At 40.5% G+C, this 11156-nt stretch carries 11 protein-coding genes; 6 read left to right on the top strand and 5 right to left on the bottom strand.

The window, feature by feature from the left end; translation table 11 throughout:
* Positions 1-161: 161 nt before the first annotated feature.
* Positions 162-1127, bottom strand: coding sequence for an OmpA family protein (locus FCR2A7T_RS06165; RefSeq protein ID WP_035117611.1), 966 nt, complete (start codon positions 1125-1127; stop codon positions 162-164).
* Positions 1128-1331: 204 nt separating this feature from the next.
* Positions 1332-2093 carry an exodeoxyribonuclease III gene (locus tag FCR2A7T_RS06160; RefSeq protein WP_023570421.1) on the bottom strand — a complete coding sequence of 254 codons (762 nt, stop codon included), beginning with the start codon at positions 2091-2093 and terminating at the stop codon, positions 1332-1334.
* A gap of 191 nt (positions 2094-2284) precedes the next feature.
* Here FCR2A7T_RS06160 and FCR2A7T_RS06155 point away from each other — a divergent pair, with 191 nt between their 5' ends.
* Both FCR2A7T_RS06155 and FCR2A7T_RS06150 read left to right on the top strand, forming a co-directional pair.
* Entirely contained in the window at positions 2285-4093 is a 1809-nt protein-coding gene (locus FCR2A7T_RS06155; protein ID WP_023570420.1) for a GNAT family N-acyltransferase, read from the top strand.
* A gap of 33 nt (positions 4094-4126) precedes the next feature.
* Positions 4127-4507, top strand: a complete 381-nt coding sequence (locus FCR2A7T_RS06150) for a DUF5684 domain-containing protein (RefSeq protein WP_023570419.1) — start codon at positions 4127-4129, stop codon at positions 4505-4507.
* Between the two features lie 49 nt (positions 4508-4556).
* On the opposite strand, the gene FCR2A7T_RS06145 is transcribed toward FCR2A7T_RS06150, so the two are convergent.
* Complete coding sequence (locus FCR2A7T_RS06145; protein ID WP_023570418.1) at positions 4557-5168, bottom strand: hypothetical protein; 612 nt, start codon at positions 5166-5168, stop codon at positions 4557-4559.
* A 118-nt stretch (positions 5169-5286) separates the two neighbouring features.
* On the opposite strand from FCR2A7T_RS06145, the gene FCR2A7T_RS06140 reads away from it, so the two are divergent.
* Genes FCR2A7T_RS06140 through FCR2A7T_RS15200 form a run of 3 tightly spaced genes read left to right on the top strand, consistent with a single transcriptional unit; the run spans position 5287 to position 9676 of the window.
* On the top strand, positions 5287-8736 hold the full coding sequence (locus tag FCR2A7T_RS06140) for a T9SS type B sorting domain-containing protein (protein ID WP_035117609.1): 3450 nt from the start codon (positions 5287-5289) through the stop codon (positions 8734-8736).
* Positions 8737-8738: 2 nt separating this feature from the next.
* Positions 8739-9503: an enoyl-CoA hydratase/isomerase family protein gene (locus FCR2A7T_RS06135; protein ID WP_023570415.1), complete on the top strand. Its 765-nt coding sequence runs from the start codon at positions 8739-8741 to the stop codon at positions 9501-9503.
* Positions 9500-9676 carry a hypothetical protein gene (locus tag FCR2A7T_RS15200; protein ID WP_165551943.1) on the top strand — a complete coding sequence of 59 codons (177 nt, stop codon included), beginning with the start codon at positions 9500-9502 and terminating at the stop codon, positions 9674-9676. Before FCR2A7T_RS06135 ends, FCR2A7T_RS15200 begins: the two co-directional genes overlap by 4 nt.
* A gap of 2 nt (positions 9677-9678) precedes the next feature.
* Here FCR2A7T_RS15200 and FCR2A7T_RS06130 read toward each other — a convergent pair whose 3' ends face one another.
* On the bottom strand, positions 9679-10302 hold the full coding sequence (locus FCR2A7T_RS06130; RefSeq protein WP_240471457.1) for a 2OG-Fe(II) oxygenase: 624 nt from the start codon (positions 10300-10302) through the stop codon (positions 9679-9681).
* 164 nt (positions 10303-10466) lie between these two features.
* Here FCR2A7T_RS06130 and FCR2A7T_RS06125 point away from each other — a divergent pair, with 164 nt between their 5' ends.
* A complete protein-coding gene (locus tag FCR2A7T_RS06125) occupies positions 10467-10916 on the top strand; it encodes a 6-pyruvoyl trahydropterin synthase family protein (RefSeq protein WP_023570413.1) in 450 nt (149 codons plus the stop codon).
* 77 nt (positions 10917-10993) lie between these two features.
* On the opposite strand, the gene FCR2A7T_RS15360 is transcribed toward FCR2A7T_RS06125, so the two are convergent.
* Positions 10994-11156 (bottom strand): OmpA family protein (locus FCR2A7T_RS15360; RefSeq protein WP_165551940.1); only part of this gene is annotated, 163 nt, incomplete at its 5' end.

The raw sequence follows: 11156 nt of genomic DNA, 5'->3' as shown, positions 1-11156 counted from the left end.
TGAGTAACTAAGTAACAAAGTTTTTAAAGTGCAAATATAAAGCGCAAAATAGGTTTGAAATTCAATTTAACAGAAAAAGGTTCAGCGCTTTCACGTGAACCTTTTTATTAATAGACTAAATAACTCAGAAACTAAGCTACTCAGTCACTTTGTAACTTTTCTTAAATATCATTCAACATCTTCGTGATTTCATCCAATTTTGGTGTCAGGATGATTTCGATACGACGGTTTTTCGCTTTACCTTCAGCCGTTTCGTTGCTCATTAAAGGTGAATATTCGCCACGACCTGCAGCGGTTAGGTTTTCTTTTCGAACCAAAGGGTTTGTCGTTAGAATGTTTACAATGGCTGTAGCACGTTTGGTGGATAAATCCCAGTTGTTTTCCACACCACCACCGATGGTACCGGTAATTTTATCGTTATCCGTGTGACCTTCGATCAATACCGAAATGTCCGGATTGTCGCCCAATACTTTTCCGACTAAATCCACCGCTTTTTTACCCTCAGAACCCACTGTCCAGCTTCCTGATTCGAAAAGCAATTTATTTTCCATGGAAACGTAAACTTTCCCGTCTTTTTGATGAACGGTCAGTCCTTTTCCTTCAAATGCTCTAAGCGATTTCGAAAGGGTTTCTTTTAGTTTGTTCATGGCTGCTTCTTTCGCTGCAATCATGCTTTCCAGTTCATTTACACGATCGGAACGGTCTTTCAGGTCTTTGTTTAGTTTGTCCAAACGGTTTCTTTCGGCAGCCAAGGCTTTTTCTTTCGCTTCCAGTTGCGCCAACAACTCACGGTTTTTGTCCATGTTGTTTTTTAACGCTTCGTCGCTGTTTTTTTCCAAAGCATTGTAAGACGACTGCAATGTTTTTAAATTATTGCTTGCTGCAGCATAATCCGAAGCCAATTTATCGCGTTCGGCTTTCAGTTTGTCTAATTCCGACTGCAACGTGGATTTTTCGTTTTCCAATTGCGTTTTAGCGGTAGACAATGCAGTATTATCGTCCGCCAACTGACGGTTTTCTTTTTTTAAATCGGCGAATTTGGTTTCTAAGTCGGTGTACATCTTTTTAGAAACACAAGAAGTGGTTAAGGCCAGCGCCAAAATTCCTGCAGATACATGTTTTATCATCATTTCGTGGTATTTATTAGTATTCTATTTTACTTTTTATTTGTTTTTTTGATTGGAAACCCTGCTGAATTCTTTTTCAAGCCGAATGTCTTTTTTATCACCATGCCCTAGCCCCGATGGGAGTGGCATCCTTTTTTGGGTGACTGAGGTTCTCGAAGGCAGCCAAAAAAGATAGAACGGACAGCGGGATCAAGCTCCTGAAAACTAATCGATTTCCACCAACACCGGACAATGGTCGGAATGTTTGGCTTCCGGTAAAATCACGGCGCGCTTTAAACGGTTGCGCATGGGCTCACTCACCAGATTGTAATCGATTCTCCAGCCTTTATTGTTGCCTCGCGCACCGGCACGGTAACTCCACCAGCTGTAATGGTGCGGCTCTTTGTTGAAATGGCGAAAACTGTCGATGAAACCGCTTTTCATGAAATTGTCCAGCCACGCTCTTTCGACCGGTAAAAATCCGGACACTTTTGCATTGCGGATTGGATCGTGAATGTCGATGGCCTCGTGACAAATGTTGTAATCGCCGCCGATAATCAGATTCGGGATTTCTTTTTTCAGGTTATCGATGTATTTCTGGAAATCGTCCATGTACTGGAACTTGTGTTCCAATCGGTCAATATTCGTTCCCGAAGGCAAATACAGGCTCATCACCGAAAAATCATCAAAATCCACTCGCAGATTACGGCCTTCTTTGTCCATGTAGTCGATTCCGGTGCCGTATACCACATTTTTGGGTTGTACTTTTGAGAGAATCGCCACGCCACTGTAGCCTTTCTTCTCGGCCGGAAACCAATAATGATACGGGTAACCGGACAGTTCAAAATCCAACGTAGGGATCTGTTCCGGGGTCGCCTTAATTTCCTGTAAACAAATTACATCAGGGTTTGCGCTTTGCAACCAATCGAGAAATCCTTTGGTAATAGCCGCCCGGATGCCGTTGACGTTATAGGAGATAATCTTCATCTGAATGTTTAATTTTTTCAAAAATAACTAAAAAACAATCATTTTTGTAACACATTTTTCAATTACTTACAAAATACTGATTATCAGTAGAATAACTTTAAAAACCTCAGAATTTACATTTATCCGCCTCAAACATTTTAACCATTCACTATTATTGCTATCTTTGTTTTTCGCTCAAAAACCAAAACTAAATGGGTTTAGTTACCGCTAAAGAAGTTGCAAAAGCAATAAATGCTGACAAATACGGCTTTTTAGGAACCTTTTCAGGCTGGTTACTGATGAAGGCACTGAAAATTTCCACACTTAACAAAATATACAACAGGAACAAACATTTAAAAGATGTTGAATTCCTGAATGCCATATTGGATGAATTTCAGATTAAATTTGAGATCCCAGAAGAAGACCTGAAACGCTTGCCGAAAGACGGCGCTTACATTACCGTTTCGAACCATCCGCTGGGTGGAATCGACGGAATTTTGCTTTTGAAACTAATGCTCGAAAGAGAACCGAATTTCAAAATCATCGCCAATTTCCTGTTGCACCGTATCGAACCGATGAAACCGTATATCATGCCGGTAAATCCGTTTGAAAACCATAAAGACGCCAAATCCAGTGTAATCGGAATTAAGGAAACCCTGCGTCATTTAAGCGACGGAAAACCATTGGGAATGTTTCCTGCCGGAGAAGTTTCCACCTATAAAGACGGGCAGTTGGTGGTAGATAAACCTTGGGAAGAAGGTGCCATTAAAGTGATTCGAAAAGCTCAGGTACCGGTAGTTCCTATTTATTTTCACGCCAAAAACAGCCGATTGTTTTATTTCCTTTCCAAAATAAACGACACCTTGCGTACGGCAAAATTACCATCGGAATTGCTGACACAGAAAGACCGTGTGATTAAAGTGCGCATCGGAAAACCGATTTCGGTAGCGGAACAGAACGAATACGAAACCATTGAATCGTATTCGGAATTTTTACGCAAAAAAACCTATATGTTGGCAAATCCTTTCGAGACCGAAAGCAAATTGCTGACAACTCCGAGTCTGAAATTACCAAAAAACCCAAAACAGATTGCCAAACCGGCCAATCATGATAAAATTCTGGAAGAAGTAAGTTGTATCCGAAAAGGAAATTACCGCCTTTTGCAGAGTAAAAATTATGAAGTTTTCTTTGTTACTGCTGATAAAATTCCGAACATCTTACACGAAATAGGTCGTTTGCGCGAAATCACGTTCCGAGAAGTGGGCGAAGGCACGAATGAAGCCATTGATTTAGACCGATACGACAACTATTACCACCACATGTTTTTGTGGGACGACGATACCCAGCAGATTGCAGGAGCGTACCGAATGGGATTGGGTGCCGAAATTTTTGCCAAATACGGAATTGACGGCTTTTATCTTCAGGAATTGTTCCGATTTGAGCCCGAATTGTTTGACATGATGAGTAAATCCATTGAAATGGGGCGCGCTTTCATCATCAAAGAATACCAACAGAAACCGATGCCGTTGTTCCTGCTTTGGAAAGGAATCGTTCACACTACCTTGCATTATCCGGAACACAAATTCCTGATTGGCGGGGTGAGCATCAGCAATCAGTTCTCGGAATTTTCAAAATCCCTGATGATTGAGTTCATGAAGTCGAATTACTACGATCCTTACATCGCACAATACGTGCATCCGAAAAAGGAATACAAAGTAAAACTGAAAGACGCCGATAAAGATTTTATTTTTGACGAAGCCGAATCCGACTTGAATAAATTCGACAAAATTATTGACGAACTGGAACCGGGTAGCTTGCGTTTGCCGGTTTTGATTAAAAAATACATCAAACAAAACGCAAGAGTGGTCGCTTTTAACGTAGACCCGTTGTTTAACAATGCGGTGGACGGCTTGATGTACATTCGAATTGCCGATATTCCCGAAAGCACAATGAAACCGGTCATGGAAGAGTTTCAGGCAGAACTGGAGCGAAAACTTGCCGAAAAAGGAGAGAACATTTAACCAATTTATAACCAACCAAAAACCTTTTAATTTATGGCAGCAGCTTTACTAACTATTGTATTGTTTTTCTTCGGATTTACTTTATTTCTTATTATTTGCCAGTGGAAAGTTTTCACTAAGGCAGGTAAACCGGGATGGGCGTGTTTAATTCCGATTTACAGCGGAATTGTATTGTTGGAAATCATCAAAAAACCAATCTGGTGGATCTTCATGTTATTGATTCCGTTTGTGAACATTTATTTTGCAATTGTGATTACCAACGAATTATCAAAATCTTTCGGAAAAACAGCTGCTTTTACGGTAGGGCTAATTTTCCTTCCATTCATTTTCTATCCGATGCTTGCTTTTGGAGATGCGAAATACATCTACAATCAAACAGAAGAAATCAGCGAAATTGGAGTAGCTCAGGCATAAAAAGAAAAGGCCCCGAAATATCGGGGCCTTTTTTTATTAATCAAATTGATTATTTGTATGCTTTTTTCAACAACAATTTAGCCAATGATTTTCCGGTTTTGGCATAGCCTTCACCAATTCTGTCTTCGTTACTGAAAGAACCACCGAAAACATCTCCGGGCGCTTCTTCACTTTTAATTTCCAACAAAACATTATTTCGGTTTGCCGTTTCAACAAATTTAAGGTTGGTAGACACTTTAGCTCCTTTTTTAGCCATAACCACGTTATATCCAGGGTAAATCCAAACCGCGTCTACAATTAAAGTGTATTTTGCCTGTTTTAAATCTTCCTGAAAAGAAATATCTTTTTTCTCTTTAGTATGAACAACATTCATCAATTCAATGAACTTGTTTTCGAATAACAAATCTCTACTGGCATACCATTTTTTCTTCCAGGTTTCACCAACACCTTTACCTTTTTCGTTTAAATCAGCAACCCTTTCAGCCACATACTGTTCGTCTGTAAGGTTTTCTTTCATCAATTTCAAATTGTCGTAGGTAAACTCTACATTAATTTCTTTTTGATCCTTAAGGAAGCCAAAATCACCTTTCGTTACTTCCATATCTTGTGCCATCATAAAAGTCGAGGCGAACAAGAATGCTAAAACCGTAATTTTTTTCATATAGATTTGTAATAATTATTGATAACAAACATAGCTATTTTATGTTAATTTTGAACCTTCTTAAAAAAAAATAACAATATTCCTCTATTTTTGTGATTTTGAAATCAACCCACCACAAATGAGACTACTTTTTCTTTTGCTCTTAATTGGATCAAACATCGTTCATGCACAGTTGAGTAAAAAGCACTGGATTCCACCAATTCACGCAAGAGGCGGACAGAATTTTGTCAGCGAACATTATATTTACCTCTCTACCCCCGAAGCAATCCCTTTTCAGGTCACAGTATCTGCTGGAGACGGAACACCAATTCCCGGTTCACCTTTCACCATATCCAGTGGAAATCCGGTAAGGGTATCCATCGGCAACGGGCAACCATCGACCATGTTTATAGCAAATAGCGACTTGAACATCGTAAAAACACGAAAAGGATTAATTCTGGAAGGAACCAAAGATTTTTACGCTACTTTTAAAGTGCGCGCTGCCAATCATGCCGAAATATTAGTAGCAAAAGGATATCAAGGAATCGGAACACAATTCAGACTTGGTAGTTTACCGCAAAATACATTTGGCGACGTCCGAAATTTTTTCGCCAGTTTTATGGCAACGGAAGACAACACAACAATAACACTTTCCGATTATGATCCGGAAGTTCAATTTGCAATAAACGGATCTACTTTAACGAGTCCGACTCAAACATTTACCATGAACAGTGGTGAAACTGTAACCGTTTCAGGTTATACCGACATACTTCCTAATTTAACCGGTTTTGTGGGCGCTTTAGTTACCTCAAACAAACCCATAGCCGTTAATACCGGAAATGCTTTAGCAGGAATGTCAACTCCTGAAGAAGGTCAGGATTTTACTTTTGACCAGATTGTTCCTTTGGAAGAAGTAGGAACCGAATACGTTGTTGTTAAAGGAAACGGAAGCGATAATGTAGAACACCCCTTAGTAATTGCTACGGAAGACAATACCGAAATTTTCATAAACGGATCTGCAACCGCATTTACCACACTAAATGCCGGCGATTTTGCATTGATTCCTACCTCATTTTATCAGGGTACGAACAATCAGAACATGTATATTACCTCTTCAAAACCGATTTATCTGTACCAGATTTTAGGAGGAGCATCTTCGGATGCAACTTCCGGTTTAAACTTCATTCCACCATTAAGTTGTTATTTTCAAAAAACGGTGGACTTAATTCCTAGCATTAATGCCATCGGATCCACCACGTATAGCAGTGAAATCATAGCCATAACGTATGCCGGATCTACACTTACTATAAACGGCACACCTATTTCAGGTCTTCCCGAACCCGTTTTAGGAAACACCCAATGGGTTACCTACAGACTTCAGGGCTATTCAGGTAACATAAAAGTAGAATCAACCGGCCCTTTGGCGGTAGGTTTATTTGGCTCCAGCGGTGTTGTGGGCTTTGCAGGATATTATTCAGGATTTGGAAGTGAACCAAGGGATACAGAAGTTACCGTATGTTCCAACACCACTACTGATTTATTTGAAAAAATAGAAGGAAATCCCGATCCGGGAGGCGTATGGACACCTCCTTTGGCAAGTGGTACTGGGTTTTTTGATCCGAATGTAGACACAGCCGGAGTATACAATTACAACTTCACAGGATTATGCGAAATCGTAAACGTACAAGTTACGGTTACTATACAACAGGCGTTGAATCCCGGAAACAACAATCAGAAAACTGTTTGTAAAAACGACCCGACGTTTGATTTATTTGCTTTATTGGGGCCAAATGCAAGTACAGGAGGAACCTGGTCTCCAGCTTTAGCCAGCGGCACCAATATTTTCAATCCTGCTGTCGATCTTTCCGGCGTATACACCTATACCCTTCCCAATACGGGAGCCTGTGTGGCCGTGTCGGCTACGGTTACCATGACCGTAAATCCAATGCCGGTAATCAGTCCTATTTCCGACTTCAAAATCTGCGATGACGCTTTAGACGGAGACGACACTAATGGATTTGCCACATTTAATTTAAACACCAAAAACAATGAAGTCCTTAACGGACAAACAGGAATCATTGTAACGTATCATTTGTCTCAAAACGATGCTGATACCGGTGCAAATCCCCAAACGACATTATATTCCAACAGTCGGATTATACATGTCCGTTTGCGAAACGCAACAACAAACTGTTTTGTAACCACAACATTCAATGCCGTAGTTAACCCACTTCCCGTAATCAACAACACGATTGTTTTCAAACAGTGTGATGACAATCAGGACGCCATAACCGCTTTTAATCTAACTGAGGCGAATACTTTGGTCTCTACTGATCCAAATGTTACATTCTCCTATTTCACATCTAACGCCAATGCCTTAACAAACACCAATCCCATTACAAATTTCACCAACTTTGTTTCGGGAGGCACCACGATTTGGATCAGGACTCAAAACGCTGAGGGCTGTTTCAGAATTACTACAGCCACTCTCTTGGTTTCCGCTACCCAGATAACAGCTGCAAATTTGCAAACACTGGAAGAATGTGACGTATACCTTTCTCCGAGCGACCCTGAAAACGATGGGTATGCTTATTTTGATTTCACACCGGCAACTTCTGCCATTTTGAATTCTTTTACAAGCAGTGCAAACTTAAGCGTTACTTACTATGAGAACCTAAACGATGCTTTAGCCGAACAAAACCCAGTTGTCGGTACCGCTGCCAATCCGTTCAGAAACACAGTTACCAACAACCAAACACTTTACGTTCGTGTTGACAGTAGTTTGAACAACGATTGCGTTGGTTTGGGCCCGTTTTTAAATTTAACGGTTAATCCGATTCCACAGGTTGACTTAGGGTCAGATTTCACACTTTGTCTTGATCCGGCTACCGGTTTAGGATCACAAAACATTAATGCGACACCTTCCAATACCGGTACTTTCAGCTACAGTTGGAATCCGGCCAATCCCAATACAGATGCTGGTGGCAACCAAAGCGCCATTTACGACATAACCCAACAGGGAACCTATACCGTAACGGTTACAGAAACCACCACAAATTGTACGAGTACCGATACTATCGTTATCGATGCTTCATCTGAACCACTTTCTGTTTCCGCGGTATTGCTTACTCCTCTGTTTTCAAATGGGCTGGCCACCATTCAGGCGACTGCTCAAGGAGGATATGGTGTATACGAATACAGTCTTGACGGTTTGCATTGGCAGCCTACAGGTATTTTTTCCGGTCTTACAAACGGTACTTATGTTGTTTCGGTAAGAGACAAAGCCGAGTGTGGCATAACCGCATCAAACTATGTTTACACGGTTACCTATCCTAGCTTCTTTACCCCGAATGGCGACGGATTTAACGACACTTGGAAAATCGACAATTTATTAGCTTCCTATGAAGCCAAAATTTACATATTCGACCGCTACGGAAAACTATTAAAGGAAATCAGTCCGAACGGTATCGGCTGGGACGGAACTTTCAACGGAAATCTTCTTCCGGCAGACGATTACTGGTTCAAAATAGAATATACGACCAACAACATTCGAAACGAATTTAAAAGCCATTTCGCACTTAAACGATAATTATGTCATCAAACAACGGCACTTTAACAACGACCATTCACCATAAAATTGCAACCGTTACTTTCGGTCATCCTGCCAGTAATTCATTTCCAAGTGAACAACTGCAACGACTGACAAATGAAATTAATTCGTTGAGCAACAACAATGAGGTTACTGTAATACTACTGAAAAGTGAAGGTGAGGGTGCTTTTTGTGCCGGCGCTTCTTTTGATGAGTTACTAGCCGTTTCCAACCTTGAAGAAGGCGCCAGATTCTTTTCGGGTTTTGCCAATGTAATCAATGCCATGCGAAAATGCTCCAAACTAATTGTCGGGCGCATTCACGGCAAAGCGGTTGGCGGTGGTGTTGGTTTGGCTGCTGCGTGTGACTATGCGCTGGCAACTACTGAAAGCGCTATAAAATTGTCGGAATTGGCAATTGGCATCGGACCTTTCGTAATTGAACCGGCCGTTTCCAGAAAAATAGGAAAATCCGCTTTAGGCGAAATGACATTAGCGGCCCACGAATGGAAAAAAGCATCCTGGGCCCGCGAAAAAGGATTGTATGCCAAAGTTTTTGATTCTGTAACGGAATTGGATACCGAGCTGGAGCTTTTCACCGAAAAATTAGCAGGATACAATCCGGATGCCTTAGCCGAGATGAAAAAAGTATTGTGGGAAGGCACCGAAAACTGGGACACTTTACTGTATGAAAGAGCCGGAATTTCAGGCCGATTAGTGCTTTCCGATTTTACCGTAAAGGCGTTAAATCAATTTAAGAAAAAATGATATCCCTGCTTCTTTTAGTACAACAGACCAATATTGAGGAAAAAATCAAAAATGCCCCCGATTCGGGTTATCAGATTGGCGTGCTCATCGGAACATTTCTTCCTTTTGCAGTTTTAGTGGCTATTGCCTATTGGATGTATTACCGCGCGAAAAAAAGAGAAAAAAATTTATAACATCATCGTGTTTTCAGCCATCCGGTAATGCTCAAACGAGGTTGCTTTACCGGTTTGACTTCATGTTCTAATACCTGACTTTCAAAAATAACCATTCTTCCCTGTTCGGGAACAATATTGCGTTCTGTTTCCACGCCGTTTTCGTTCAGATAAATGGTAAGCTCTCCGCCAAAATCTATTTGCCAGTGTTCTTCATTCAGGTAACAAACCATGGAAAGTTTTCGGCGGCTGTCGTTTTGAAAGGTGTCCAAATGGCGTTTGTAAAAAGTCCCTTCCGGATACAAAGCGTAGTGAAATTCCTTATCCTGAATTCCTAAAAAACAGGTGCGGTTAAGATACTGTACAAAATCATTGATGCGGTTAAAATAGAGTGTTTCGGCCTCATCCGCGTTGGCTTCGTCCAACCAAAAAATAAAATCGCCACGAACGGCATCCACAATCTTCTCATTCGCCTGATTGCCGATGGCCGATTTCTTAAAATGATTCTCCTTAAATTTTTTTAAAAGACTTTTTCGCAACACCATTACTTCTTCAAGTGAAAAAAAATGATCGGCGATACTGAATTTCTGATACATCAGATCTTCAATAATTTGTTCGTACAACGGATTGAATTCGGAAGTATTCATAATCATTAAATATGTTATCAAAGATAAGATGAAACCCTATCAAAAAAACAATTTTTTTTCTATAGAAACAAAAAAAGCATCCTGATTCTGAACTTTTCAGAAAGAAAAACCAAAAATGTACGACTCGATTTTATTTACTAAATTTGTGCCCTAATTCAAGTACGATGAGCAACATCAGAATCACAAAACAATTTACGTTTGAAACCGGGCACGCGCTTTACGGCTACGACGGAAAATGCAAAAATGTACACGGCCACAGTTACAAACTTTCGGTGACCGTGATTGGAAAACCAATTACAGATACTTCGAACGTAAAATTCGGAATGGTAATTGATTTTGGCGATCTGAAAAAAATAGTGAAAGAAGAAATTGTTGATGTTTTTGATCACGCCACGGTTTTCAACCAAAACACACCCCATATTGAATTGGCAAACGAATTAAAAAGTCGCGGACATCATGTGATTTTGGTAGACTATCAGCCTACCAGTGAAAATATGGTGATTGATTTCGCCGAAAAAATAAAAAGCCGTTTACCGCAAAACATACGTTTACATTCCCTAAAACTGCAGGAAACCGAGTCGTCGTTTGCCGAATGGTACCAATCCGATAATTAATTCAATTTCACTTTAAGCATAAAAAAAGCGCCCCATAACGGAGCGCTTTTTGTTTTAAATATGTTCTTTCCGATTGTTTATTTCTTCACAATCATGAACTCTGAACGTCTGTTTTTAGCATGTTCCTCAGTCGTACACTTATCACACTGTACTTTCGGTTCGCTCTCTCCGTAGCCTTTTCCTTCGATGCGGTCCTTGGCAATCCCTTTCGAGATTACGTACTGCACCGTTGCTTTGGCA

This window comes from Flavobacterium cauense R2A-7 (assembly GCF_000498475.1).
GTDB lineage: Bacteria > Bacteroidota > Bacteroidia > Flavobacteriales > Flavobacteriaceae > Flavobacterium > Flavobacterium cauense.
Note: the sequence above shows the minus strand (reverse complement) of the source record. Positions and strands in the feature narration are given on the sequence as shown.

Excerpts from the sequence above, each read along its gene's own strand:
- FCR2A7T_RS06160 (WP_023570421.1), bottom strand. The coding sequence starts at position 2,093 with ATGAAGATTATCTCCTATAACGTCAACGGCATCCGGGCGGCTATTACC.
- FCR2A7T_RS15200 (WP_165551943.1), top strand. The coding sequence starts at position 9,500 with ATGATATCCCTGCTTCTTTTAGTACAACAGACCAATATTGAGGAAAAA.
- FCR2A7T_RS06155 (WP_023570420.1), top strand. The coding sequence starts at position 2,285 with ATGGGTTTAGTTACCGCTAAAGAAGTTGCAAAAGCAATAAATGCTGAC.
- FCR2A7T_RS06125 (WP_023570413.1), top strand. The coding sequence starts at position 10,467 with ATGAGCAACATCAGAATCACAAAACAATTTACGTTTGAAACCGGGCAC.
- FCR2A7T_RS06145 (WP_023570418.1), bottom strand. The coding sequence starts at position 5,168 with ATGAAAAAAATTACGGTTTTAGCATTCTTGTTCGCCTCGACTTTTATG.
- FCR2A7T_RS06150 (WP_023570419.1), top strand. The coding sequence starts at position 4,127 with ATGGCAGCAGCTTTACTAACTATTGTATTGTTTTTCTTCGGATTTACT.
- FCR2A7T_RS06140 (WP_035117609.1), top strand. The coding sequence starts at position 5,287 with ATGAGACTACTTTTTCTTTTGCTCTTAATTGGATCAAACATCGTTCAT.
- FCR2A7T_RS06165 (WP_035117611.1), bottom strand. The coding sequence starts at position 1,127 with ATGATAAAACATGTATCTGCAGGAATTTTGGCGCTGGCCTTAACCACT.
- FCR2A7T_RS06135 (WP_023570415.1), top strand. The coding sequence starts at position 8,739 with ATGTCATCAAACAACGGCACTTTAACAACGACCATTCACCATAAAATT.
- FCR2A7T_RS06130 (WP_240471457.1), bottom strand. The coding sequence starts at position 10,302 with ATGAATACTTCCGAATTCAATCCGTTGTACGAACAAATTATTGAAGAT.